Source organism: Cumulibacter soli, assembly GCF_004382795.1.
Taxonomy (GTDB): domain Bacteria; phylum Actinomycetota; class Actinomycetes; order Mycobacteriales; family Antricoccaceae; genus Cumulibacter; species Cumulibacter soli.
The window spans coordinates 96,965-122,902 of the sequence record NZ_SMSG01000006.1; the positions used below are offsets into that span (position 1 = coordinate 96,965).

The window sequence follows — 25,938 nt, forward strand, 5'->3', positions numbered from 1 at the left end:
TCCAGTCTGCCTGGGGTGTGTTTCGCCGAGGTTACCGGAGGTGCGAGTTCGACGAGCCGGTTACTTGTTACCGGCCTTCCAGGTATCCCACGGGATGTTCCAGTCGCCCCAGCCGTCCTCGGGTTTCAAATCAACCTCGGTACCGGTGATCACGACGATATCGCCGTAGGTCGAGTTCTCGTAGAACCAGATGCCGTCGTCCAGGCTGACGTTGATACAGCCATGTGAGACGTTTCGGACGCCTTGATCAGGCACCGACCATGGGGCGGCATGCACGAACTCACCGGACATCGAGATACGAGTCGCGTATGGCACCTTCTCGTAATAGCCGTCCGGGTCATCGGTGGGTAGGCCCCACGTCGATGAGTCCATGATCAGACTCTTGTGTTTCTCCTGGACGACGTGAATGCCGCTTTGCGACGGGTACTTGGCCATGCCGAGCGAGGCGGGCATGGTGCGGACCAGTTCGCCGTTCTTGTAGACGCGCAACTGCTTGTCCGAATTGCTGATCTCCGAGACCATCGAGTCACCGACGACGAAATTGGTGGAGACGTCACCCTGCCCGTAGAGGCCGCCGCCGAGGTCTCGGCCATAGACGTCAACCTTCAGATCAACCTTCGTACCGGGCTCGTAATAGTCCTTGGGACGCCAGTGCGCCTCCATATCGCTGAACCAGTACCACGCGCCCTCGACCTTCGGCGAGGTCGTGACCTTCATGTACCCCTCGGCCTTGTCCTTATCGGTAATCGGTTCATCGAACCGGACGATGAGCGGCATGCCGACACCGAACGTGTCGCCGGGCTCACTCGGAATGGTGCTGACGGCGGTCTGGTTCTTCGGCGTGACGGTCTGTATAGAACCGTTGAACTGGCTGGTAATTCCCTTATCGCTCAGCGTCTTCACGAGGGCCGAGTAGGTGCGCCCGTAGCCCAGCGGCTCAGCGGACTTCCACACTTTCTTGTCCTTGGACAGCGTGCCCTCGACCTCGCCGCCCTCGTTGTTGGTCACCGAAACCGAGGTCATCGTGCCGTCATTGGCGGTTAGTTCCAAGGGGGTCAATGGATTGACATCAGTCGCGCCGTCCGGCGGGTTCATGCTCACCGCGGTCTGTACCGGCGCCTCGGTCTTCTCGGCCTCCGCCGAGGGGCCAGAGTCCGCCTTGTTGTTACCGTCCTCGTCGGGAGAATTGGAGTCGACGGTGCACGCGCTCGCTAGCAGCAACGCGAGGAGCGACATGAGGGCGACGACCAATTTGGCGGTTTTCGCGTGACGATTCATCGACTTCCTGATAGGAACAGAGCCACGGCGCGGTGCGTGACGCAATCTTGTGCCCAATTGTCTACGGGTGTCCCCCATTGTCACACAGGATGTATGCACGCACCGTTATTGCACCGTGAGCCGCTGCTCAATCATCCGCTGCGGATGCGGGCGAACCGCGCGGTGGGGCGCTAGACGGCCGTGATTGGGGCGCGGATCGCGGCGGCGATCACGGTGCGCGCCGACACCAAGGACGGTCCGTACCAGGTGAGGAAACGACCGTCGAACAATGCACATCGCCGTCCCGGGAACGCCTCGGGACCGTCAGTTGCGCTGAATGGGTACGGCTCGTCCGGCAGCAGGATCACGTCCGCCGGCACCGAGGGCGCCGTTTTTGGATAGCGCGGATCGGTCACCACGTTCTGCAGACCAAGACGGTGCAGCAGGTCGCCGGAAAACGTGTTCGACCCGACAGCCATCCACGGTTTGCGCCAGATGAAGCAGGCGACCCGCGTACCCATCAGATCGGGCTCGGGTTCGGCCCAGATACGTTCGGCGGTATCCAACCATCCCGAGCGTGGCAAGTTCAGTGCGGCCACCATCCGAGCGATCGACGTCAGCGAGTCCTCGAGAGTGTCGGGGCTGGTGACATAGACGGGGATCCCGGCTTCCTGAAGTGCTTCGACGTGCTCGCGCTGGTTCTCTTCCTTGTTGGCCAGGACGACGTCCGGACGAAGCGCGACGATGCGCGCTATATCCGGCTTCTTCGTGCCCCCGATGCGCGCCGCGCTCAGGTCGGCCGGGTGTGTGCACCAGTCGGTGACGCCCACGAGCAATTTCGCCCCGTCGTACGCGACAGACTCGGTCAAGGACGGCACCAGACTGACTACCCGGCGAACATCGCCGAGTCTCAGTTCGCGGCCAAGATCGTCAGTGACCGTCCGCATCGCCCACCACATCGAGTCGCAGTTCCGGTAATTGAGGGTCGGCCTTGACGACCCGAACATCGACGTGCGCGCCCAGTTCCGCCAGCCCTTCCGCGCGCGCACGAACGGCCGGCTCATCCAGCACCACCGTGACGCTCTGCTTATTACGGTCCACGACCGTCGCTCCGAAGGTCGTTCCCACCGAGTCCTGCAGTAACAGCGCTTCGAGGGAGCTGATGATCGCGTTTTCCAGCCGACCCTCCAGGCCACTGGTCTTACTCATGATCTCGGGAAGTTCTGCCAACGAATCGCGCACCCAAGCCGGCACCGGCTGACCTGCACAATGCGCGAGACACACCTCGGTGCCGAAGCGGTCAACCAGCCGGCGAACCGGTGCCGTGACATGTGCGTAGGTCGAGCCGATCGCGGCGTGCACGGCGGCTTCAGGCCGCTCGTCGACGAAGGCGAGGTAACCCGCGCCGCGGAGCAATTGTGCAGACTGCTCGATGAACGCAACGTTACGAGCGCTACCGCGATCCAGACCGTCCAGAACCTCCGATACGTGAGCGCCGTCCGGCCACTCAATCCCGAGCCGGCGGGCGGTTTGGGCCACCTCCCGTAACGTGTCCTCGGACGCAGGCGGCAGCGTGCGCAGGATTCCGACGCCAGCGGCCAGCATCATCTCGCTGGCCGCCATACCGGTCAGCAACGAGATCTCCGCGTTCCACAACTCGCACGGAAGCTGGCGGCGATAGCCGAGCTCCCAGCCGTGCTCACCCTTCTCGACGACCTGCTCAGGCAAGTTCAGGTTGATCGCGTTGCGCTCAGCCGCGATCTTCAGCCGCAATGGACCGACCTCGGCCAGCAGCCCTAAGGATGGGTGCGCCGATGCATCGTCAAAGGCCCGTTGCGCGCTCTCGTAATCAAGTTGCGCCGTACTGCGGACCTTCGTACGCCGTACCGACGCTTCGATGAGTTCGCCCTCAGCATCCAGTCGCAACTGCCAGAGGGCCGCCGGGCGGATCTGCTCCGGCAGCAAACTGGCGGCGCCCTCGGACAACACGTCAGGGTGCAAGCCGACTCGTTTGTCGGGGCAGTACATGGTCTGACCACGCAGCCGCGTCTCAGCGTCCAGCGCGCCGCCGGGTTCGACGAACGCGGCGAGATCAGCGATTGCGTAACTCACGAGGTAACCATCACCGTCCGCGGCGATGTGTACTGCTTGGTCGAGATCGCGAGAACCCGGCGGATCGAGCGTTACCAGCGGAATATCGGTATCATCGCTTTCGGGTAGCCGCGGCGCGGCGGCGGCCCGCTCAGCCTCCGCTTGCGCCTCGGCCCCGAAGGCGTCGCGCACGTGCAGATCGTCGCGGACACGCTGAAAGTCGATCCCGGCCGCGATGCGACGAGGATTCACTCGGACGCCCCGCTGCGGTCATCCCCGTCGCGCCATTCGCGGTCCTCCTCGGACAGCCGCTCCTCACGCGAATGCAGCGCCGCCAGGCCGTTCGCGGCCTCCTCCGGGGTGTCGTACGGGCCGAGGCGCTCGCTGGCTTTCGCCTCGTGCGCACGGATCACTTTGCCGTCGGCGACTCGCAGCCACCACTTCTCGTCATACGCATCGACCATGTTCCCTCCCTTAACGAGACCCATGAATCGGACCTCTCCACCCTAACCGGGCGCGGCCTCGAACGTCGCTCGTTCGTCGAGGTCGATGATTGCCAACCCTCCTGCTCGCCGAAGCCCCGTATTCGTCGGCGGCTAGCATGCAGCTGAGAAGAACAAAACGAACTCGCCTGGAGTCCTACGTGAGCGCAGAGCCGTCAGCCACCGCCACCGCGCGGTCCTTCGACAAATTGTCACAGTTTCTCGGAGCTCGGGTGACGCTTCAACCGGACTACTCGACTGAGATCATCATCCCCGCGACCGACCATCTGCTCGACGAGACCGGTCGCCACGGTGACCTCGCGCTCATGTGCGCGATCGATGTCGCCACGGGGATGGCCAGCAGCATGTCGAAAGAGACGACGACCGCGACGCTGACCAGTGACCTGTCGGTCGACATGATCGCGCCGCCGGCACCTGGCCCGCTGCGCACCACCGGACGGGTGGTCAACGTCGGCAAACGGATCATCATGAACCAGGCGATCGTCACCGACAGCACCTCGGCGACGGTCGCGTTCGCGACGGCAGGTTACGCCCCGATCGGTGAGGCCAAGTTCAACGGCGCCGCCCACAGCCTGCTCGGCGAAACCCAGGACCTCGCCGCGCCGGAGTATGCGCAGACGTCGATTGCCGAGTACTACAGCACCGCACCGAGCCTCGAGGTTCCCGACGCGATCGCGTCGATCGAACTGAACGAGATGACCGCGAACCCCTTCGGGTTCTTGCACGGGGCGGTCGGCGCGCACCTGTTCCTGTCGGGCGCGCGCCGTCACGGCATCGTCCGCCCGAACACGTTCACGGTGCGATATCTGCGTCCGGTCACCCAGGGACCCGCCGACGTCCTCGTCGAGGATCGCTTTGAGAACGGCGATGTCCTCGGAATGCGGCTGAGTCTGATCGACCGCGGCACCGACAAGATCGCCTCCATCGCGCACGTCGCCGGACGCACGTCCTGACCTACGACCGGCACATCGGTCTGCGGAGCGCCGGTGACGACGAGATAGTTCGGATCCGAAAAGTCAGAGAACGGCCGATGTGCCGTACGACGGTTATGCCCGGCGCGATCCGGGGTTGAGTGAGAGGCCCTCGTGCAGGTTCGGCCGGCGAATCTTCCGATACTCGCCCACTACTGTCCGCAACTGCTCCGGCGAGGCGCCGTGCATGATGACGCCGTCCACCCCGAGATCGAACTGCCGATCGACAGCGGCGGCGCACTGCGCCGCCGTGCCGATAGCCGCCGGTTCCATCCACGCGGCCGGCAATAGATCGCCAATTTCCCGCAACTGCGCAGGTGTAGCGATCGTGTCGACCGGTCCACGCAGCGAGCGCACTACCGCTGACTCGCGGAAATCCGCAATCGGCTGCTCATCCCAGCCGTTGGTGCGCACCAGCAGTTCGGCGTACCCCTGCATATAACCAGCAAGGCGACCGACAGTCTTGCGCAGAATGACGTCCTCGTCCATTCCGTCCGTGCAGATCGTCGCGTAGCAGGACCAGATCCGGACCTCAGCGGGATCGCGACCGATCCGCTCGCATTCCTCGCGCACCGTATCCACGCATCGCTTCGTCGTCTCGTCCGTGAAGAAGGTGTGCAGTACGACGGCGTCGTATTCGCGAGCGGCCAGCCGAAGCGTCTGCGGGCCGAACGCGGTAATCAGCAACGGCGTCGGTGCGACCGGCGGCGGGTTCAGCATCAACCGAGGCCACGAGCCGGCCGGGCCGACGTGCCCTTCGACGAGTTCACCGTCGAGCAGACGCCGAAAGAGCCGCGCATAGTCCTCAAGCTCGGCGGTCGTGGACATATCCAGCCCCGAGCCCAACAACGACGGGCGTACGCCGCGCCCTACGCCCAGCGTGTATCGACCACCAGTCAGCGCCTGCATGGTGCTGGCATGCCCAGCGAGCGCCATCGGCGTACGGGTGTGGAAGTTCGTCACCCCCGTGGCGATGCCCAAGCGCTCGGACGCCGCACCGATCGCGCCGCAGATCGTGGCGGCTTCCTTGGTGGCGAACCGTTCGGATTCGAACGCCGAGCCGATCCCGATGTCCTCGGCATCACGGGCTTCCTGCACGACGGCCCTGATGTCGGTCGCACCACCCGCGAGCGCGTAGAACCCCAACTCCGGCAGCATGTGTTCGGCACTCACGTCTGATCCACCTCTTTATGCAAGTCAGTACCCGGCAGCGCCGAGTGTGGGTTGATCTGGATCCACTGGCTCCCAGTGCACCACGTTGCACCCGGATTCCTTGTACCGCGCGGCATTAGATGCCGACTTCGCGCAATGCGGCGCGCGCAGATTCGGCCAGTGCATCGGTCGAGGCACGCGCCTTAGAGATCTGCTCGGCATAACCGTCGTCCGCCATCACGCCCGCCGCGTACCGTGCACGGACGCCGACGCCGATGCACGCCGAACGCCACTTGGCGAAGCCGATCCAGTACGGCAGGTTGGATACGTCCCTACCGGACGTCGACGCGTATCGCTCGATGAGTTCCTTGCGGGTCAGGTATCCCTCGACGCTGCTCGGGCCGGGGGTGGTGAACGTGCCGTCTTCGCCGGGCTCCTGCCACGAAGCCATCATCCAGGACAGGTCCGCCAGCGGGTCACCCGTGGTCGCCAGTTCCCAGTCGAATACCGCTACTGCGGTGCCATCGGGTGCATATGAGATATTGCCGGGACGGAAGTCGCCGTGCACGATGCCGTTGCCCTGAGCGGGGATATGAGCGGCGAGCAGGTCGTGCACCTCGTTCATCAGCGGATCGTCGACCCCGTTCGCTTCGAGTTGGCGTTTCCACCGGCGCAGTTGCCGCTCGACGAATCCGGTATTGCGGATCAGTTCGCCCAGGCCGGCGGCTGCCGGATCGATGTCATGCAAGGCAACCATCACGTCGATCGTCTGCTCGGCAGCACGGCGACGCGCCTCGAGATTTAGCTGTGCGCCTTCCTCGGCATCGGCCAGCACGCGGCCATCCACGAACTCCATCACGTAGAAGTCGGCACCGGTGACCGAGGCGTCGTCACAGTACGCGACCGGCGGCGGCACGGGCACCGCGGAGGACTTCAACGCCGAGATGAACTGCCACTCGCGCTTGACATCATGGGCCGTGGACAGCACACCGCCGGTCGGTGGACGACGTAACGCGTAGCGCTTCCCCGCCGCATCAGTGACGCCGTAGGTGAGGTTCGACCGACCACCGGACACCAGTGAGAAATTTACCGGTGCCTGCAGTCCGTCGATGTTGTCCGACAGCCACGCCCGCACCTTGTTTTCCTCGATGCCGACGAGTTCGTCTTGCGCCATTCGCCCTCCAAGCTCATGATCCAGCCGCGTAGTTATCGCTCGTTCAAATGGACACTACCGTGACGCGTGTTGGCTCGTAAGTCCCAACCTGGTCCGCCGTGGCTATGCTTGCGCGATGAATCCGGCCTCCGATGACGCCCGTTCCCGACGCGGCGACGGGTACAGCGCAATCACCAACGCTGCTCGCGAAATCTTCTCTGAACACGGGTACTCAGGAACCTCGATCCGGGACATTGCGCGAAAGGCCGGGCTCAGCCTGTCCGCGCTGTATTACTGGTATCCCAGCAAACAGGCGTTGCTCGCGGCGATCATCGACGACGCCGACCGCGACTACCGCACCCGATACGACGAGGCGTTGGAGGACGCCGGGGACGATCCGGCAGCGCGGCTGGCTGCGCTGGTCCGCGCGACCATCGAGTTCCGAGTGGATCGCCGCATCGACAGCGCGATCACCGCTAGCGAACTACGCAACCTCGACCAAACGCACCACGCTGATCTACGAGCGCTCAACCGCCGCGCCACCGGCGTGTGGAAGGAAATCATCGAGTCGGGCATCGCTGCGGGCGTCTTCACCTGCCAGTACCCGGACGAGGCCAGGCGCACCGTGATCGCCGCCTGCAACGCCGTTGCTCAGTGGTACCGCACGGGCGGCGATGTCAGCCGCGAGCAACTCGTTGAGCGGTACATCAATATCGCGTACCGCGTGGTGCAGTATCAGCCCGCGACCTAACCGGGTTCTTGGTCGATCGTTCGGTACGGCGGTATCGTCGGCACTCAACCGACCTGCCGATACCTAAGGACTGCGTGATGACGACGACGCCGACCCGAATCGACCTGTGGAGTTCAGCGTCTTTTCTGCAGGGGCAGCCGATCGACCAGTACCGCTGGCTGCACGAGAACGCACCGGTGTACTGGCACGACGCACCGGACGAGATCGGCGGCGGATTCTGGGTCGTCTCACCCTTGGACTTGGTCAAACAGGTCAGCTCCGACAACAAATTGTTCTCCAGTTACGCCAACGGAACGATGCTCTACGACCTGCCCGAAGACAGTCTGCGGGCCAGTCGCGCCATGATGCTGAACATGGACCCCCCACAACACAATCGCTATCGCAAACTGGTGGGCCCACAGTTCATCCCGAAGAGTGCGCGCAAATGGGAAGTCGACATCGACGAGTTGGCCTCGCAGATCATCGACGAGGTCTGCGAGGCCGGCGAATGCGACCTCGTCGCCGACATCGCCGGCAAACTCCCCTCGTACGTCGTGGCGAGACTGTTGGGCATTCCGCCGGAGGTTGGCGTCCGCCTGTACGACCTGACCGAGATCATGCACACCGCCCTCGACAGCGTCACGCCTGAACAGCGGGCCAAGGTGGCGGTGGAGTACGCGGAGTTCACCGCGAACCTGCACAAGGAGAAGACGGAGAACCCGACCGCTGATCTCGCCTCGCGGCTGGCGCACGCAGAGGTTGATGGGCACAAACTCACCAGTCAGGAGTACCAAGCCTTCATCACCCTGCTGGTCAACGCCGGCGGCGACACCACCCGTGGGCTGGTCGGCGGTGGCGTGCTCACACTGATCCAGCACCCGGACATCCTGGCCGACTTCCGGGCGCGCACCGATGAATTGATGCCGACGGCGATCGAGGAATTACTGCGTTACCAGAGTCCGGTCGTCCACTTTCGACGTACCGCAACCGAGGACACGATGCTCGGTGACACCGCGATCAAGAAGGGCGAGAAGGTCGCGATCTTCTATGCGGCAGCCAACCGCGACCCCGCGGTGTTCGAGAACCCGGACGAACTCGATCTCGAGCGCGACCCGAACCCGCACGTGGCCTTCGGCGGCGGCGGACCGCACTTCTGCCTGGGGTCGCACTTCGCGCGGATCGAGATCGAGTCGATGTTTCGGCAGATCCTCTCCCGGCTGCACAACCTCGAACTCGTTGACGAACCCGTCTGGGTTCCGTCCAATTTCACCTCGGGACCGCAACGAGCACGGATCCGGTTCACGCCGTCGGCTAAGGCAAACGCGTAGATCAAGCGGATGAGCCGGGCTGTACGCCGGATCCTGTCCACGGGCACCTCGCGGTGCACCGCTGGGCGACCATCCATCTGGGCCTGCCGTTGCCGACAGGCTCTAGCGGCCAACCCGCCAGCTCGGGCGAGCAGCCCTCAAACACTGGCGCAGTACGACGGTTTCCCGTCGTACCTCTTGGCCTTGCTCCGAGTGGGGTTTACCTAGCCGCCCCGGTCACCCGGAGCGCTGGTGGTCTCTTACACCACCGTTTCACCCTTACCTGCACTCGGCAGGCGGTCTGTTCTCTGTGGCACTGTCCCGCGGGTCGCCCCGGGTTGCCGTTAACAACCACCCTGCTCTGTGGAGTCCGGACGTTCCTCGGGCGGCGTACGCCGCCCGCGATCGCCCACCCGGCTCATCCGCGAGATGCAGTGTAGGCCACCTCGGTGCCGTGCGCCGCGCCGAGTACCGTCGAGTCATGGTTGAGAATGCCTACGATGCGCGCCCGTGGCTGGCGCAGTACGACGACGCAATGCCGCACGACCTCGACGTGTCATGGAACTCGATGCTGGAGGTCATCGCGCACAATGCCGCGAACCACCCCGATCACCGGCTGATCAAGTACTTCGACGGCGTACTGACGTATCGGCAGTTCGACGAACTCACCGATGCCCTCGCCTGCGCGTTGGCCGCGCGCGGCATCGCGCCCACCGACCGAGTCGCGGTGATGACGCAGAACAACCCGCAGTTCATGCTCGCCATGGCCGGCATCTGGAAAGCCGGCGCGACGATGGTGTCGGTGAACCCGATGAACCGCGAACGCGAAGTTACGTATATCGCCAATGACTCCGGCGCGAAGGCAATCATCTGCCTGGAGGACATCTACCGTGACGTCATCGAGGGCATCGTCGATGACACTCCCTTCGAGGTACTGATTACCACGAGCGAACTGGCGTATCAGACGCGCAATGACGATCGGGTATTCACCGGCTCCGCGCAGGAGACTCCAGACGGAACGGTGAACCTGGAACAGATCATCGCCGAGCACCACGCCGAGAAGCCGCCACGGCACGAGCTGACGCGGGACGATATCGCGATTCTGACCTACACCTCCGGCACGACCGGTGAGCCGAAGGGCGCGACCAACACGCACGGCAACGTCCTACATAACTCGGAGGTCTATCTTCGCTGGATCGGGCTGGAGGGTGCGGTGATCTTCGCCGTCGCTCCGCTGTTCCACATCACCGGCACGATCGGGCATGCGACTGTGGCGATGTATGGACCGGTCACGGTCGCTCTGAATCACCGCTTCGAGCCGCACGCCGCAGTCGATCTCATCGCCGAGCACGGCTGCACCTTCACCGTCGGCTCGATCACGGTCTTCATTGCGCTGATGAACACCGACGGAATCGACTCGTCGAAGCTGGCGACACTACAGAAGGTGTATTCCGGTGGAGCGCCCATCCCTGCGGCAGTACTTAACCGGTTCCGCGAATTCTCTGGCGGCAGGTACATCCACAATGCGTACGGGCTGACCGAGTCGACCTCTCCTACGCACCTGGTCCCGTTCGGCACCGACGCGCCGATTGATGATGAATCAGGTGCAGTGAGCGTCGGCGTGCCGATCCCCGGCACGGTCGTACGAGTGCTCGATGATGCCGGCGATCCGGTGCCGGTGGGCCAGGTCGGCGAGTTCGAGTCAGCCGGTCCGGGCATCGTGCCGGCGTACTGGGGCAAGCCTGCCGAGACCGCACGGTCGATCCCGGGCGGCGCACTGCGCACCGGGGACGTCGGTTTCATGAATGCCGAGGGCTGGTACTTCCTCGTTGACCGCAAGAAGGACATGATCAATGCGTCCGGCTACAAGGTTTGGCCACGCGAGGTCGAGGACGTGCTGTACACGCACCCGGCGGTCCGCGAAGCCGCCGTCGTCGGCGTCGCCGACGAGTACCGGGGTGAGACCGTGAAGGCGGTCATCTCGCTGAACCCGACCTTCGAGTCGACTCCCGCCGAGATCACGGCGTACTGCAAGGAGCGGATGGCTGCGTACAAGTACCCGCGGATCGTCGAGATTGTTGCGGAGTTGCCGAAGAACGCGTCCGGCAAGATCCTGCGTCGCGAGTTACGAGGTTAACGACACTCCGTGGGCATCTGGGAAATCCTGCTGCTGGCCGTCGCCGGGATCCTCGGCGGATCGATCAACGCGATCGCCGGCGGCGGGTCACTCGTGACCTTTCCGGCGCTGATGGCGGCGGGAATGCCGCCGCTGCAGGCCAACGTCACCAACTCGGTCGGTCAATGGCCGGGGTACGTCGGCGGCGTGGTGGGCTTCCGCGAGGAGCTGCGCCCGCAGCAGCACCGCCTCCGTCAAGTCATCGTCGCCGCCATCATCGGGTCGATCACCGGCACGGTGTTGCTGTTGTCATTGCCGCCGGGGGCATTCGATGCGGTAGTTCCCGTACTTGTCCTCCTGGCCGCCGTACTGACGTTCTTTCAGCCGCGACTGAAGGAGTACGCGAAAGCTCGACAAGCCGCGCGATCCGGTCCGCAGTGGGAACTACCGGTCGCGGTCGGCATCGTCACGGCGTACGGCGGGTACTTCCTCGGTGGGCTCGGCGTGATCCTGCTGGGCGTACTGGCCGCGGTCTCCCCCGACACGCTGCGGCGCAGCAACGCGCTCAAGAGCGCGATCTCGCTCGTCACCGCGACGGTGGCCTTGGTGACCTACTCGCTGTTTGCTCCGGTGAATTGGACTGCGGTCGCGATCACCGCGCCGACGGCACTCATCGGCGGATTGCTCGGAGCGCGACTCGCGACCAAGATCAGCGAAACTCTGCTGCGCTGGGTCGTGATTGTGCTCAGCCTCGGTGTCTCGATCTGGCTGTTCATTCAACTTTTCGTCTGAGCCGGTACGCCGCATTTCCGCCTCGGCACCCTCCGCCCGCTGGTTGCGCAATCCGACTCGACCGACGTTGGTCCCCTGACAACGAGAGCTTCACGCGGCTCAAACATGTCGGCAATGGTTCTCACTTCCTCGTTACAGCGGCGAAAACGCTCAAGCGGGCGCACTATCGAGCGGATGCAGGTGGGGCGCGAGACCGCGGCGATCCCTGAAATGTCCCAGTTCTAACCCAATCCCCACCACATCATTGTGTACCGATTGATCCATATGTTAAACACTGTGTATTCAATCACAGCGCGGGGGTTTCGATGGTGTATGACTTCAACCGACGACAGTTCCTATCCATCACTGCCGGGGCGATTTTCCTCAGCACCGTAGCCGCAGCCTGCGGTGGAACTGCTGGGCCCGATACCGGTTCTGAGGGTAACGAGGTCAGCGGCCGAAGCAGCGATGAGCCAAAGCGCGGCGGGACGCTGAAGATCGGTCTGGAGTCAGACTTCAACAGTTTCGCCCCGCCGACCGGACAATTCGACCCGGCTGGGCTCATTTACGCCAGCACGGTGTTCGACACACTCATGGCCCTCGACGCCGAAGGGAAGGCGCAGCCGAACCTGGCCGAGTCGATGACCCCGAATGATGACCACACCGAGTTCACCATGAAGCTGCGCTCGGGAATCAAGTTCCATGACGGAACGCCACTGACCTCGGCGGAGGCGGTCAACGCCCTGACCGCGGTACAGACCGCCGCACTGACCGGTACCTCCCTGCTCAATCTGGATACCGTCAAGGCCACCGACGACCTCACCATCGTGATGACGACGAAAACATCCTGGCCGGCTTTCCCGACGTACCTGTGCGGCCAACTCGGGTATGTCCCGCACCCGGACACCATCGCCACCCCGGAGGGCGGCCTCGCACCGATCGGCACGGGACCATTCGTGTTCGAAGAGTGGGTTCAGGGCTCGCACTTCTACGCCACGGCCAACGCGGAGTACTGGCAAGAAGGCCTGCCGTACGTCGACCGCGTCGAGTACACCACGATCTCCGATTCCACGAGCCGCGAGAACTCGCTGCTGGCCGGAACGATCGACCTCATGCACTCCAGTGACTCGATCAACCAGCGCAACCTCAAGGGAAACGATCAGGTGCAGTACCTCACCGATCAGGACAATCAGGTCGGCGAGCCGAGCATGAACATGATCATGATCAACTGCAAGGCGCCGGTCGTCAGTGATCTACGTATCCGCCAGGCACTCGCCTATGGTTTCGACAACGCGACGTACCAAGAGGTGCAGAACTTCGGCCTGTACGAACCGGCTTATGGCCTATTCCCAGGCAATCCGGACTACGCCGAGAGTGAGAAACTCTACCCTCGATATGACCCCGAGAAGGCCAAGAGTCTGGTCAAGGAGTACGAGGCGGAGCACGGTAAGGCCTCGATCTCGTACTCCACCACGAACACCGCGCGCCAGGGCCAGGTCGCGCAATTGCTGCAACAGCAGTTCGAGGCCATCGGCATCAGCCTGGAAATCAAGCAAATGGAGCAAGTCCAGCTCATCACCGAAGCACTCATGGGCAACTATCAACTAGCCGGATGGCGTTCCTTCAACGCCCCGGATCCGGACGCCAATTACGTGTGGTGGAGTTCCCACACCTCCGCCCCGATCGGCGAGTCGGCCGTCAACTTCGCCCGGCACGAAGACCCAGAGACGCAGGCTGCGCTGGATAAGGGCCGAACCAGCCTGGACGAGGCCGATCGGCTCGCTGCCTACCAGAAGGTCAATGAGCGCTTTGCTCTCGACCTGCCGTACATATTCACCAGCCGCACGGTGTGGGGACTCTATGCAGCGAAGAAGGTAGAGAATTTCAACGGGAGGAACCTGCCCGACGGTGCGGAGGCCCTGAGCTACTTCGGCGGCACATTCTCCGCGGCGTCAACATGGCTCAACGCGTAAGGGACCGGGCTTAATCAATGCGGTTCCTCCTCAAGCGCTTCCTGATGCTCATCCCGGTGCTGCTGGTCGTCACCTTTGCCTCGTTCTATCTCACGAGCCTGTTGCCGGGCGATCCAGCCGTCGCTGTGCTCGGCCCCGGTGCTACCGAGGAGGCAATCCAGCAGGAACGTGATCGGCAAGGCCTGGACGACAACATCCTCGTTCGTTACGGCAGTTATTTGGGAAACGTCGTACAAGGCGACCTCGGCACTTCGTCAACGACGAAGGAGGACGTCTCCACGATGCTCGGCCAACGGCTTCCGGTGACCTTGGAGCTGCTCGTCCTATCGCAGGTGATCGCGTTCGCGCTGTCGATACCTCTCGCGGCGTTCGCCGCGCGAAGACCCGGGTCACTGCTCGACCGCTTCAGCACCGGCGGGGCCTTCGCGATGCTGGCCATACCCCCCTTCATGCTGGGTGTGCTGTTCGTCTACCTCTTCGCGGTGCAATGGCAAATTTTCCCCGCGACCGGGTACGTCCCGTTCACCACAGATCCAATGCAGAACCTCAAGACGATTGCCCTACCAGCCCTCACCCTCGGCTTAGGGTCCGTGGCGGTCTACCTTCGGGTTCTTCGCAGCGACATGATCAGCACGCTGCAACAGGACTTCATCACGATGGCTCGGGCCAAGGGGATGTCGCAGCGATGGATTCTGCTGCGACATGCCTTGAGACCGTCAACCTTCAGTTTGATCACCGTCGCCGGCCTCAACATCGGCGCGTTGATCGGCGGAGCACTGATCGTGGAATCTGTCTTCGCGCTACCGGGTATCGGCACCCTCATCGTGACCGCCATCGGTCAGCGCGACTTCCTCACCGTCCAGGGCGTGGTCCTTGTTGCCGCAGCCGGGTACGTCCTCGTCAACTTCCTAGTAGATGTGCTGTACGGCATCGTCGATCCTCGAGTGCGGGTGGAACGTGAAGCCTAATGAAACGCAGGCTGGCGGCCTGGAAGATCTAGCGGGCACGTCGACTGCCGTCGTACCGGCAACGGTTGCGGCAGGCGCGCCCGCAGTAGTCCCGGCCGGGCCCCCGAAACGCAAATTGGGCTGGGTGTTCTGGATTTCCGCCACGTGGCTCATTCTGATCACACTCGCCGCGATCTTCGCGCCACTGTTGCCCCTTCATCCGCCGAACTCCACGGTCCCCGGCTCCGTCCCGTTCGAGCTTCCGAGCATCAACCATCTGCTCGGCACCGACACGCTCGGACGGGATCTGCTCTCGCGCGTCATCTACGGCGCCCGAGTCTCCTTGGTCGTCGGATTCGGCTCGATCCTGATCGGCGTACTGATCGGCGGTTTGATGGGGCTTGTGGCGGGGTACGTCCGCGGCACAACTGACACGGTTCTGTCTGCGATAGGAAACGTAGCTCTGGCATTCCCAGCCCTCATCCTGTTGCTTGCCGTCGTAGCTTTCCTCGGTCAGAGCCTGCTCAATATCACCCTCGCGATCGGCGTACTGTCCATCGCGCCGATATTCCGGGTGGTGCGCGGGACGACCGTGTCCTTTGCTGACCGTGAATTCGTCACCGCCGCCAAAGCCCTGGGCGCGAGTCGGTGGCGAGTGCTGTTCCGAGAGATCATGCCGAACGTCGTACCGATCGTCGTGTCGTACTCCTTCGTGTTCGTGGCGGTCTCGATCTTGGCGGAGTCCGGACTGGCATTCCTCGGCCTGTCCGTCCCGCTACCGACGGCGACATGGGGCGGGATCGTCGCCGAAGGCAAGACCTACTTGGCGAACGACCCACTGATCTGTCTGTGGCCGTCCCTCGCTCTGTTCTTCACCGTCCTCGCGCTCAACTTCGTCGGCGACCGACTGCGCGATCTATTCGACATCCGAGAGGCCAACCTATGACCAAGAGCAACGCAGAGACTGCGTCGGATTTCCACGGCCCACTGCTCGAGGTCGAGGACCTGTCGATCGGATTCCAGACCCGCCGCGGATTGTTGCATGCGGTCGACCATGTGTCGTTCACACTCGAGCGCGGCCGGACGCTCGGCGTGGTTGGTGAATCAGGTTCAGGCAAGACCGTGCTGTCGCGCGCGGTGATGAGTCTGCTGCCCAGTGGCCCGGTAGAGCGATCCGGAAGTGTGCGATTCGGCGGCCGCGACCTGACCGAACTGAACCCCAGTCAACTCGAGCACGTCTGGGGACCCGAGATCGCCATGGTCATGCAGGATCCGATGACGTCGCTGAACCCCGTATTGCGGATCGGTCGGCAGATCACCGAATCGGTACGCAAGCACCTCGGTCACAGTCGCCACCAAGCGAACGAGACGGCCGTGGAGCTATTGCGTTCGGTCGGTATTCCCGAGCCGGCCAAGCGGATGCGCGACTATCCGCATCAACTCTCCGGCGGCATGCGTCAACGGATCACGATCGCCGTGGCGCTGGCATGCAACCCCGAGCTGCTGCTCGCTGACGAGCCGACCACTGCCCTCGACGTCACCGTCCAGGCACAAATCCTCGACCTGTTGGGCTCTGCCCAACGTGAGCGGGACATGGCCATGATCCTGGTGACCCATGATCTCGGCGTAGTCGCCGGTCGCACCGACGACATACTCGTGATGTACGCCGGACAGGTAGTCGAACAGGCTTCGACCGAGGCACTTTTCGGGGACGTGCAGATGCCGTACACCGAGGCGCTGCTGAGTTCGATACCGCGCCTGGCGTCGGCCAGTCACACCCGGCTCTCGGCCATTCCCGGGCGCCCGCCAGACCTCGTGCACCCGCCGCAGGGCTGCCGTTTCGCGGCCCGCTGCGCATACGCTCGGGACGAATGTCGGCAGGAGGCACCACCACTGCGCGAATCCACGCCAGGGCACCTGTATCGCTGCTGGTTCCCCGTGGGTAGCGTCAGCGCCGGCAGTCCAGTGGCGCACACCGCCGCGCCACGCGTCGAAGCGTCGCCGTCTACCGGTGCGGACGCCATCAGCAACCAGATGCCCTCGGGCGATTCCCTACTGCAGGTGAAGAACCTCGTAGTGGAGTTCCCGGCAGGTCGAGGCAGGAAAGTCCACGCGGTCTCCGATATCAGTTTCGACTTGGGCCGAGGCGAGACGCTGGGGTTGGTCGGCGAGTCGGGCTGCGGCAAGTCCACAACCGGACGAGCGATCATGGCTCTCCCCCGCCCGACGTCGGGCCAAGTGAGTTTCGAGGGCACCGACCTGAGCACGCTGACGGCCGAACAACTGCGCGAGATCCGGCCGCGGATGCAGATGATCTTCCAGGATCCGATCTCGTCCTTGAATCCTCGCCGTACGGTCGGCGAGATCATCACTGAACCGCTAAAAATCTGGGGAAAGGCGCTCGGCCTGACCGATCCGCGGGCTCAAAGCGCCAAACTCGAGGAGGTCATGACTGCCGTCGGGCTCGACTACGAGACCCATGCCGATCGTCGCCCGCACGAGTTTTCCGGGGGCCAATGCCAGCGCATCTCCATCGCTCGAGCGCTCATGCTGGATCCAGAGCTCATCATTTGCGATGAGCCTGTCTCCGCGCTGGACGTGTCGGTACAAGCGCAGATCCTGAACCTGCTCGAGGACATGAAGGGACGATACGGGCTGACCTTGCTGTTTATCGCGCACGATCTGGCCGTGGTGAAGAACGTCAGCGACCGTGTGGCAGTGATGTATCTCGGCAAGTTGTGCGAACTCGCGAGCCCGGACGTGCTCTACGAGAATCCCGCGCATCCGTACACGGCCGCATTGCTGTCATCGGTGCCGGTGCCCGACCCGTCACATTCGCTGAAGAGTCATGCCGGTCGGATAACGGGCGATCTGCCGTCCCCCATGGACCCGCCGTCGGGATGCCGATTCCGCACCCGCTGCTCGAAAGCACAGGACATCTGCGCGCAGGCCGAGCCGGAGTTGCAGGACATCGGCGCAGGACAGTACGTCGCATGTCACTTCCCGAACCTGCCCACGGTGATCGCCGAGTCCCCACGGGCATCGGCAACGACGGCGTCCTAATCCGGCGCGGCGTTCGGTTGCCGCGCCGTGTTGAAAACACCGGACGCTGCACCCGGACGCGGCTGCTCAGCACGTGCCTTCTCAGCACGTGAGGCGTGCCTAGATGTCGCCGAGGTGGCTAATCTCGTTCACGAGTTTCACCACGGTGCGGCCGCGGTGGTAGTCGATGCGGGACAGCGAGCACAGATCGAGATTGATTCGACTGGCGATCTTCAATCCGCCGAGTGCCTCGCCCAGCAGCGATTTGATCGGCGTTACGTGCGTGACGATCAGAATCCGCTCGTATTTGTGCCGCTCCAGCAATTCATTGCGAAAGGCGGCGACACGCTCGAGGCATTTCGCCTGGCTCTCCCCACCTGGAGGCGCGACATCGGTGTGTTCGCGCCAGCGATCGAACTCGGCTCCGCCGATTCGCTGCGCCTCTGCGAAGGTAAGCCCTTCCCAGTCGCCGAAGTCGATCTCACGTAGCTGAGCCTCGATCGTAACCGGCACGCCGATCACGCTGCTCACAGCCTCGGCGGTCTGCCGCGCTCGCTGTAACGGGGAGGCGTAGATGGCCGCGATCGGCGGTGTACCGGCGATCCGCTGCGCCACCGCGCCCGCCTGTGCCTCGCCTTTGTCGGTCAGCGGCAGGTCGCTGGATCCGGAGAATCTGCGCTGCAGCGATTGTTCGGTCTCACCGTGCCGAAGCAGGATAAGGCTCAACGACGGGGGTGGTCCCGGGTGCGAGGTCACGAGCGTTTCGGGGGTGTTGTCGGCCGGCTCGTCGCGTTGCTCAGGTGGGGCGGCCCGACGCACGTCGCCCTTGCCGCCGCCGTCCATTGCCTCGTTCGCCAGTCGATCGGCGTGACTGTTCTGCGCACGCGGGATCCAGACGTACTCGACACGGTCGAGTTGGTCCGCAAGCCGCTTTGCCTGCAGCGCAAGGGTTTGCATACCCGGGTGCTTGATTTTCCAGCGGCCGGACATCTGCTCGACGACGAGCTTGGAGTCCATTCGGACCTCGAGCTCCTCCACGCCTAATTCGAGGGCCGCTTCAAGCGCCGCGATCAGCCCGCGGTACTCGGCAACGTTGTTGGATTCGATTCCGATGTATTCAGCGCGCTCGGCGAGCACCAACTCCGCCTGGGTATCCACTAGGACCGCGCCGTAGCCGGCAGGACCCGGGTTGCCGCGAGAACCGCCATCGGTCATCGCGACGTACCGTGGTCCGTCGTTCACAGCCCGGACTCCGCGGTGCGGACCATGATGCTTCGGCACGATTCACAGCGGATGATCTCGGCGGGGTCTGCAGCACGTACGGCAGCCAGTTCGGAGCCAGCCAGTTCGATCCGGCAGGCGCCGCAACGGCGCTGGGTCATCACCGCAGCGCCAGGTACGCCGCTCTCGCGAACCTTGTCGTACAGCGCCAGCAACGCGGCGTCAAATGTGTCCGCGAGCGCGGAACGCTGGGTTTCGGTCATCCGGATCTGCTGATCCAGTTCGGTCCACGCCGCATCACGGTCAGCGACGGCGCCGGCGCGGATCTCCTCGACAGACGCTCGGGCCTTGCCGACTTCCTCCAGCTGCGCGTCGAGTTCCTCGGCGCGTTCCATCAACTCGAGTTCCTGGTCCTCCAGGGTGCTTTGGCGGCGAGCCAGCGTGTCCATCTCGTGCTCGAGCGCGCTGACATCCTTGGCCGAGCTCACTGCGCCTGATTCAAGACGTTGCTGATTACGTTCAATTCGCGCCCGCACGCTGTCGATGTCCGATTCGAGTCGGGCCATCTCGCGGCCAAGGTCATTGCGGGCCGTCTGCGTGTCGATAACATCCGCGCGGGTGCCCGCCAATTGAGCGTCGGCGTCCGCGATGATCGTCAGCTGGGGCACCGCGCCGCGTTCATGCCGAAGGCGATTGAGGTTCTTGTCGACGTCGGCGAGGTCGAGCAGTCGAAGCTGCTCCGCTGGTTGAATCTGCACCCGGCCTACCCTACCGGCGCACGCAGCGACCAGGGGTCGGTGCACACGCTAGAGACGGTGCACCGCACCGAGTCGCCGAAGCGCTCGCGTAGCAGTCGAGCGGCCAACGGCAGCCAGGTCGACTCAGTTGCCCAGTGCCCAGCGTCGATGAGCGCCGGGCCTCCCTCGTCCAGGTGCTCGGCTGCGGGGTGGTGCCTGAGGTCCGCAGTGAGGTACACATCGACCCCGGCCCGAGCTGCGTCGCTCAAGTGGGAGTCCCCCGATCCGCCGAGGACGGCGACCCGGCGCACCACTCGATCAGGATCACCGCCGGCGCGGATGCCGGCCGGCGCCGACGGTAGCGCCGCCGCTACCCGGGCGACGTACTCGCGCAGCGTGCACCCCTCGGCGAGATCGCCAACCCGGCCCAGGCCCTGATCGCTGGGCAGCGGCACCATCGCCAGCAGATCGAAGGCGGGCTCCTCGTAGGTATGCGCAGCCCGCAACGCATGGACTACTGCTCGCCGGTCACGCGGCGCAAGCACCATCTCGATGCGGGACTCGCGAACTTCTTCCACGACGCGGCGCTGTCCGATCGCCGGGTGCGCATCCTCGCCAGGGATGAACGTGCCGGTGCCGGTGGTAATGAACGCGCAGCGGGTATAGTCGCCCAGCGCTCCGGCACCCGCTGCCGCGAGCGCGTCGATCACGCGTTGTGCGTCGTCCTCGGGCACAAACGTGATGATCTTTTCCAGTCGTACGTCGTCCGCAGGGACCAGCGGCGTCGTGTTCACGAGCCCGACAGCGTCGGCGAGCGCATCATTGACGCCGTGGCGGGCGCGATCAGCGTTCGTGTGCGCGTTGAACAACGCGCAATCGGCCTTGATCGCGGCACGCAGAACCCGCCCCTTCGCTGTCGTGGCGGGGATCTGGCTGGCTCCGCGCAGCAACAGCGGATGGTGGGTCAGCAGCAGATCGGCACCGGCGTCGACGGCCTCGCCGACGGTGGCCTCGGTCGGGTCCAACGCCAGGTGTATCCGCTGAACGGGCTGCGTCGGGTCGCCGCTGATCAGGCCGACGCTGTCCCAGGGCTCCGCCAAGGACGGCGGGTAGATGTCGTCGAGAAATCCGGTGACGTCGGCGAGCGTGAGCATCGCTTAGCTGGCCGGCGTCTGCACGTAGGACAGCCACGGCGCGCGCTGCAGCAGGTCGTCCGCGGGCGTCAGTGCCGTGTCATGCCGGAGCGCATCCAAGCGGGCGCGGATTTCTTCGGCGGCGGTACCCGCGGCGGCAGCAACATGCTCGGGCGGGAATCCGCGGCTAGCAAGTTCGCAAAGGGCATTCAGCGCGTGCAGGCGACTGACGATGACGCCCAGGTCCACTATCCGTCGTTGGGCGGGGCGTTCACCGATGGTGACGTCGAGTTCGCTGCCGAGCTTGGCGATATCGGCGCCCGCGGCGTACTCCGCACGCAGCCATCCGCCGAGGTCGTTCGTCTTCTTCTTGCGCAACGTCTCGACGATCTTGGCGCCGATCTGGGTGTAGAGAACGTCGTTAGGGCCTTCGAAGATCTCGAAGGGCCTGGCGTCCACAACGCTGCGACCGGCGATGTGGTCGGTGGCGTACCCCTTCGCGCCGACGAGTTGTAGCAGCGACTGGGACGACGAGTGCATGTAGTCGGCGCACAGTGCCTTGGTGGAGTTCGCCGCAATGGCTTCGCGGGATAGGTCCTTCGTCGCCGAGGCGTGTTCGGCGGCGTACAGGCTCAGCGCGCTGATCAGTGCGAGTTGGCCTTGGATACGCGCGACTCTCGCTTGCACCTGGTCGTACTCGATCAGCGTCGCGCCGGAGACGACTCGGCTACGTACGTGCGCGACGGCCTCGTCGGCCATCCGGCGTACGAAGCCGATTGCCATTCCGGAGAATTGCATTCGAGAGCGGTGCAGGACGTCGAGCATCATCCGGACGCCGCCGCGTCCGCCGTTGAGCCGGTGATCGGCCGGAACACGAACGTCGACTTTGTTCTTGCCGTAGGGCAGCATGAACAGGCCGAGGTTCTTGTAGCGCTCGATGACCTCGATGCGCTGCTCCGGGTGATCCTGTTCGCAGATGAACAGGTCGATGCCCTGGCTGAGGGCGCCCTTGTCGTTTTGCTGGCGTGCCATGACCAGCCAGTAGTCGGCCCAGCCGGTCAGTCCGGCCCAATGCTTGGTGCCGCGGATGGCGTAGCCATCATCGGTCGCGCGCCATGCGGTCTGCATCGATAACGCATCGGTGCCGAACTCAGGTTCGGTGATCATCAAACCCCCCATGGCATGCCCGCCGGCCATCTTGGTCAGGATGCGGTCCCCCACCTCCCGGTCGGCGTACTTCGAGACCGGCTGAATGAACAGCGCACCGTTGATGCCCATCATCAAGCCAAGCGACATGGACTGATACGACATCACGTCGAGCATTCCCTGAATCGCTAGCGGTGAGTCGCCGTACCCGCCGACGCGGCCCGGCAAGAAGGCTGCGAGGGGACGCGCCGCGGTGATGTCGCGCAGCACGAACGGTGGCATGCCGCGGTTGCTGCCCATGACGTCAGCATCGATTCGTCCCGAGAAGACCCTCTTGGCAGTCTCCTCCAGGTTGGCGAGATAGGCGTCTATCTCGCGTTTGTGCCCGTCCGCGTTCAGTGCGGCAGCAGCCGAATCGATGGCCATGGACATAAGCGCCTCCGTCAGAGCAAGTGTCAAACCTACGGTTCCGTAAGCGTAAACTACGGTTCCGTAGGTTGCACGGATTCGGCAACGGCCGCGCCATCGCGAGCATCACACGCGCTAGCGTGGATTCATTAACACTGGACCTACCGCCTGGGAGTTATGCCGTGGCTTTGACCCCTGCTGATCGCGGACATCTTGATCGCTGCGTTGAGTTAGCCCGAGAGGCGTTGGACGACGGTGACGAGCCGTTCGGATCGCTGTTGGTCGGGCCCGATGGCGCGGTCCTCTTCGAGGATCGCAACCGCGTGAAGGACGGCGATCTCACCCGGCATCCGGAGTTCGAGATCGCACGGTGGGCCGCCGCTCATGTACCGCCGTCCGAGCGCGCCTCCTGCGTCGTGTACACCTCCGGCGAGCACTGCGCGATGTGCAGCGCGGCGCACGCGTGGGTCGGACTGGGCAAGATCGTGTACGCGACAAGTACGACCCAACTGGGCTCCTGGCTAAGCGAGTGGGGACTGCCTGCCGGACTCGTCGCCGCCTTGTCGATCAACGACGTCGCACCGGGCGTGCAGGTAGCGGGGCCGTGCGACGAGTTGGTTCCGGTGGTGAAATCTCTGCACGGCCGCCTGCACGGCCTCACGTGAGCCCCCGGTCATCGATCGAGGCAGCGTCGACGGGCGATCGAGCGGAGAGGCCGAGGGCCGCCAACGTCAGCGCAGCGACGCCGACTCATGCTGCACCGGAGGGCGCTCGCCCCCTGGCTCGCCCAACTGACGCCGCCGCAGCAGAACTACGAGTAGCAAGCTGAGCCCGAGCGTCAGGATGTACGCAGGGAACAGCCAGGTCGCCAGCGTCCACGCCTGGATCGTCATCAGCGTGATCGCGCCGTTACCGGCGACGAGCGCATAGAAGATCGGTTCCTCGGTCATGGGCGCGCGCCACGCCTTCACCACCGTCGGCACGGCACCCAGCAGATCTGCGAGGACGGCGAACGCGACGGCCAAGGTGGGATTACTGAGCGCGAGCCACACGACCAACGCCGCGACGGCGGCTGCGCCGCATAGCAGGTCGAATCGCGATATCCGCCATGGCGCGGACCTACCGAAGAACGACGCGAGAAACACGAGTCCCGGACCGACTCCGGCCACCAGAGTGAGCACCGCAGGCAGACCGACGCCTTCATCGAGTTGAGCGAAGAATCCGATCAGCGAGGCCGCTGACCATAGGAAGAATGAGACTCGGTTAGGAGCGGACTTTCCTATTATGGTCCGGATCGCGTAGCGAACACTGCCGGCGATACCCAGCAGCGCACCCAGGAAGACGAAACGAGGGTCGAGCACACCTACGCTCCACTCAGACGTCGATTGAACGACCGCGCAGCATCGGTGGCCGCGTCGGCGAAGTCCCGTCCGGACGACGCGTAGAGGATCGCGCGCGAAGAGTTCGGAATCAGGCCGAAGTTCCTGCGGGCTCGACCCACGCGAAGGCATTCGTCTAGATCGCCGCCTTGCGCGCCGAGTCCGAGCAGCAGGATCGGCATATCTGCGACCGTCGCTCGCAGCCGTGCGAGTTTGTCCGGTTCAGTGGCGCCGGCGGTGACAGAGCAGTTGGCCGCGCGGTTCCAGTTCTCGGCGACTGTACGGCCAATGTGCTCGTACATCGCGCGCGGAGGCTCACCAACCATCAGGCCCTGGAACTCCTCGGCACCGGGAGTCGAGTTGGCCGCCATGACGATGACTCCCTTGTCGGCACGTTCCAGAAACGGCCGCAATGACTCGTACCCCATGTACGGGTGCACCGTGACGACGTCCGCGCCGAGCACGTCGAACACCGCTCGAGCGTAGTACCGATTGGTGTTGTCGATATCCCCCCGCTTGGCGTCGAGTATGACGAGGCGGTCAGGCTGGCGATCCTTGATATAGGCGATGAGTTCCTCGAGTAGTCGGGCGCCCGGCACGCCGTACTGCTCAAAGAATGCACTGTTGATCTTGAACGCTGACGCGACCGATTCGGTCGCGTCGACAATGGTTCGACAAAATTCGCCGATACGACGCTCGACCGTGCCGACGATGCAGTCGGGAATCAGCACATTGTCCGGATCAAGTCCCACACACACGTACCGGCCGTCACCCCAGGCGCGGTGCAGGCTTGCGTAAAAGGTTCGTTCGGCCACCGATCGAGTCTGACACGGCGCTACGCCCGCGGCTACCGATGATGGCCACTCGAATCTCACCCATCCGACGAATATGCACAGTCGACGATCGCGTGCTCGCTGGCCGGATCAACGTTCGAGGTTTGGCGCATGCGTCGCTAATGTGGGATACACCCAACCTTGGAGTGACGATGACGAATCCGGTGATTATTGAGGTCGCCCTCAATGGATCGACCACGCCGCGGATCAACCCAACAGTCCCCCGAGCCCCGGAGGACATCGCCCGTCAAGGTCTTGAATGCATGGCCGCAGGCGCAGCGATCGTGCACAGCCACCCGAACGCCGACAATGCCCCCGATGACCTTCAGGAGTACGTCGACGCGTGGACGCCCATCATCGCCGAGCGCCCGGACGCGCTGCTCTACCCCACCGCCCGATTCGGTGCGTTGCACGAGCCCGTCGAACAGAGTTGGGCGCACAATCTCGAGCTCGGCGAACGTGGCCTGATGCGGATGAGCCTGATCGATCCGGGATCAGTGAGTTTGGGAATGCGGCCCGATGGCTCACTCGCGCTCGGGCAATGGGACGGCGTCTACCGTAATTCGCTGCCAGATAGCCGATATAAGTTAGAACAAAGCGCCGCTGCGGGCCTCATGCCGAGCATCTCCATCTTCGATCCAAGCTTTCTGCGCGCCGCGGTCGGCTTCCACACCGCAGGCCTCTTGCCGCCCGGTTCGATGATCAAGATCTTCTTCGGGCAGGACGCGATGTTCGGGCTACCGCCTACGGAGAAAGCGCTCGAGGCCTACCTAGAGCTATTGGAAGGCACTGGCCTGCCGTGGTCAGCCGGGGTCCTGGGAGGGGACGTCTTCGCCGACGGATTCGCCGAACTCGTGGTACGCCGCGGCGGCCATCTACGTGTCGGCCTGGAGGACCTGTCGACTCCTGGCGAGCGCACCAACCTGCAGATGACCGAGCAGGCCGCCGCGCTCCTCGATGAACTCGGATCACGCCCCGCTACCCCCACCGAGACGGTCCGCATTCTCGGTGGCTCGACCGCTTAGTGGGACGCGGTTTAGTGGGGCGCAGTGAATCGACCGCCTAGTG

23 protein-coding genes and 1 other RNA gene are annotated in these 25,938 nt (G+C 64.0%); 11 read left to right on the plus strand and 13 right to left on the minus strand.

All coding sequences use genetic code 11. From position 1 onward, the window contains the following. Positions 1–60: 60 nt before the first annotated feature. The 4 genes from E1H16_RS13640 to E1H16_RS13655 form a co-directional block, all read right to left on the minus strand. Positions 61–1,278, minus strand: coding sequence for a L,D-transpeptidase (locus E1H16_RS13640; RefSeq protein WP_166741769.1), 1,218 nt, complete (start codon positions 1,276–1,278; stop codon positions 61–63). 170 nt (positions 1,279–1,448) lie between these two features. Beyond that, positions 1,449–2,204: a helical backbone metal receptor gene (locus E1H16_RS13645; RefSeq protein WP_134324467.1), complete on the minus strand. Its 756-nt coding sequence runs from the start codon at positions 2,202–2,204 to the stop codon at positions 1,449–1,451. Then, complete coding sequence (locus tag E1H16_RS13650) at positions 2,188–3,600, minus strand: RNB domain-containing ribonuclease (protein WP_208379061.1); 1,413 nt, start codon at positions 3,598–3,600, stop codon at positions 2,188–2,190. Before E1H16_RS13650 ends, E1H16_RS13645 begins: the two co-directional genes overlap by 17 nt. Further along, entirely contained in the window at positions 3,597–3,836 is a 240-nt protein-coding gene (locus E1H16_RS13655) for a hypothetical protein (RefSeq protein WP_134324469.1), read from the minus strand. Before E1H16_RS13655 ends, E1H16_RS13650 begins: the two co-directional genes overlap by 4 nt. Positions 3,837–3,949: 113 nt before the next feature. Between E1H16_RS13655 and E1H16_RS13660 the strand changes: the two genes are divergently transcribed. Next, on the plus strand, positions 3,950–4,804 hold the full coding sequence (locus E1H16_RS13660) for a PaaI family thioesterase (RefSeq protein ID WP_134324471.1): 855 nt from the start codon (positions 3,950–3,952) through the stop codon (positions 4,802–4,804). A 93-nt stretch (positions 4,805–4,897) separates the two neighbouring features. Here the strand turns inward: E1H16_RS13660 and E1H16_RS13665 are convergent, their stop codons facing one another. Both E1H16_RS13665 and E1H16_RS13670 read right to left on the minus strand, forming a co-directional pair. Beyond that, positions 4,898–5,995, minus strand: coding sequence for a TIGR03857 family LLM class F420-dependent oxidoreductase (locus E1H16_RS13665; protein WP_208379062.1), 1,098 nt, complete (start codon positions 5,993–5,995; stop codon positions 4,898–4,900). A gap of 115 nt (positions 5,996–6,110) precedes the next feature. After that, positions 6,111–7,148: a phosphotransferase family protein gene (locus E1H16_RS13670; protein WP_134324473.1), complete on the minus strand. Its 1,038-nt coding sequence runs from the start codon at positions 7,146–7,148 to the stop codon at positions 6,111–6,113. Between the two features lie 115 nt (positions 7,149–7,263). On the opposite strand from E1H16_RS13670, the gene E1H16_RS13675 reads away from it, so the two are divergent. Continuing rightward, positions 7,264–7,878: a TetR/AcrR family transcriptional regulator gene (locus E1H16_RS13675; protein ID WP_134324475.1), complete on the plus strand. Its 615-nt coding sequence runs from the start codon at positions 7,264–7,266 to the stop codon at positions 7,876–7,878. A gap of 77 nt (positions 7,879–7,955) precedes the next feature. Then, positions 7,956–9,185 carry a cytochrome P450 gene (locus tag E1H16_RS13680; protein WP_134324477.1) on the plus strand — a complete coding sequence of 410 codons (1,230 nt, stop codon included), beginning with the start codon at positions 7,956–7,958 and terminating at the stop codon, positions 9,183–9,185. A 6-nt stretch (positions 9,186–9,191) separates the two neighbouring features. On the opposite strand, the gene rnpB is transcribed toward E1H16_RS13680, so the two are convergent. Next, positions 9,192–9,585: RNase P RNA component class A (rnpB, locus tag E1H16_RS13685), an RNA gene on the minus strand. Between the two features lie 60 nt (positions 9,586–9,645). Between rnpB and E1H16_RS13690 the strand changes: the two genes are divergently transcribed. The 6 genes from E1H16_RS13690 to E1H16_RS19110 all read left to right on the plus strand — a co-directional run bounded on the left by E1H16_RS13690 (position 9,646) and on the right by E1H16_RS19110 (position 18,034). Beyond that, the gene (locus E1H16_RS13690) at positions 9,646–11,301 is read left to right on the plus strand and encodes a class I adenylate-forming enzyme family protein (protein ID WP_134324478.1); all 1,656 of its coding nucleotides are present in this window, start codon (positions 9,646–9,648) and stop codon (positions 11,299–11,301) included. Positions 11,302–11,310: 9 nt separating this feature from the next. Further along, positions 11,311–12,072, plus strand: coding sequence for a sulfite exporter TauE/SafE family protein (locus tag E1H16_RS13695; protein WP_134324479.1), 762 nt, complete (start codon positions 11,311–11,313; stop codon positions 12,070–12,072). Positions 12,073–12,377: 305 nt separating this feature from the next. Next, positions 12,378–14,024, plus strand: coding sequence for an ABC transporter substrate-binding protein (locus tag E1H16_RS13700; protein ID WP_134324480.1), 1,647 nt, complete (start codon positions 12,378–12,380; stop codon positions 14,022–14,024). A gap of 17 nt (positions 14,025–14,041) precedes the next feature. Further along, positions 14,042–14,992: an ABC transporter permease gene (locus E1H16_RS13705; RefSeq protein ID WP_134324481.1), complete on the plus strand. Its 951-nt coding sequence runs from the start codon at positions 14,042–14,044 to the stop codon at positions 14,990–14,992. Further along, positions 14,982–15,917, plus strand: a complete 936-nt coding sequence (locus tag E1H16_RS13710; protein WP_208379063.1) for an ABC transporter permease — start codon at positions 14,982–14,984, stop codon at positions 15,915–15,917. The genes E1H16_RS13705 and E1H16_RS13710 overlap by 11 nt, the downstream gene beginning before the upstream one ends. Then, complete coding sequence (locus E1H16_RS19110) at positions 15,914–18,034, plus strand: dipeptide ABC transporter ATP-binding protein (protein ID WP_134324483.1); 2,121 nt, start codon at positions 15,914–15,916, stop codon at positions 18,032–18,034. Before E1H16_RS13710 ends, E1H16_RS19110 begins: the two co-directional genes overlap by 4 nt. 99 nt (positions 18,035–18,133) lie before the next feature. On the opposite strand, the gene E1H16_RS13720 is transcribed toward E1H16_RS19110, so the two are convergent. The 4 genes from E1H16_RS13720 to E1H16_RS13735 are packed head-to-tail and all read right to left on the minus strand — an operon-like array spanning position 18,134 to position 22,676. Next, positions 18,134–19,255 (minus strand): bifunctional RNase H/acid phosphatase, encoded by a 1,122-nt coding sequence (locus E1H16_RS13720; RefSeq protein ID WP_243837861.1) that lies wholly within the window; start codon positions 19,253–19,255, stop codon positions 18,134–18,136. After that, positions 19,252–19,992: a zinc ribbon domain-containing protein gene (locus tag E1H16_RS13725; protein ID WP_134324484.1), complete on the minus strand. Its 741-nt coding sequence runs from the start codon at positions 19,990–19,992 to the stop codon at positions 19,252–19,254. The genes E1H16_RS13720 and E1H16_RS13725 overlap by 4 nt, the downstream gene beginning before the upstream one ends. A gap of 5 nt (positions 19,993–19,997) precedes the next feature. Beyond that, positions 19,998–21,125: a Nif3-like dinuclear metal center hexameric protein gene (locus tag E1H16_RS13730; protein ID WP_134324485.1), complete on the minus strand. Its 1,128-nt coding sequence runs from the start codon at positions 21,123–21,125 to the stop codon at positions 19,998–20,000. 3 nt (positions 21,126–21,128) lie between these two features. Then, the gene (locus E1H16_RS13735; RefSeq protein WP_166741772.1) at positions 21,129–22,676 is read right to left on the minus strand and encodes an acyl-CoA dehydrogenase family protein; all 1,548 of its coding nucleotides are present in this window, start codon (positions 22,674–22,676) and stop codon (positions 21,129–21,131) included. A 164-nt stretch (positions 22,677–22,840) separates the two neighbouring features. Between E1H16_RS13735 and E1H16_RS13740 the strand changes: the two genes are divergently transcribed. Next, positions 22,841–23,323, plus strand: coding sequence for a nucleoside deaminase (locus tag E1H16_RS13740; RefSeq protein ID WP_134324487.1), 483 nt, complete (start codon positions 22,841–22,843; stop codon positions 23,321–23,323). A gap of 66 nt (positions 23,324–23,389) precedes the next feature. Here E1H16_RS13740 and E1H16_RS13745 read toward each other — a convergent pair whose 3' ends face one another. Next, positions 23,390–24,019 carry a hypothetical protein gene (locus E1H16_RS13745; protein WP_134324488.1) on the minus strand — a complete coding sequence of 210 codons (630 nt, stop codon included), beginning with the start codon at positions 24,017–24,019 and terminating at the stop codon, positions 23,390–23,392. Between the two features lie 2 nt (positions 24,020–24,021). Continuing rightward, the gene (gene pyrF, locus E1H16_RS13750; protein WP_166741773.1) at positions 24,022–24,852 is read right to left on the minus strand and encodes an orotidine-5'-phosphate decarboxylase; all 831 of its coding nucleotides are present in this window, start codon (positions 24,850–24,852) and stop codon (positions 24,022–24,024) included. Between the two features lie 170 nt (positions 24,853–25,022). Here pyrF and E1H16_RS13755 point away from each other — a divergent pair, with 170 nt between their 5' ends. Continuing rightward, positions 25,023–25,895 (plus strand): beta-keto acid cleavage family enzyme, encoded by an 873-nt coding sequence (locus E1H16_RS13755; protein WP_208379064.1) that lies wholly within the window; start codon positions 25,023–25,025, stop codon positions 25,893–25,895. The last annotated feature ends 43 nt before the right edge of the window (positions 25,896–25,938 follow it).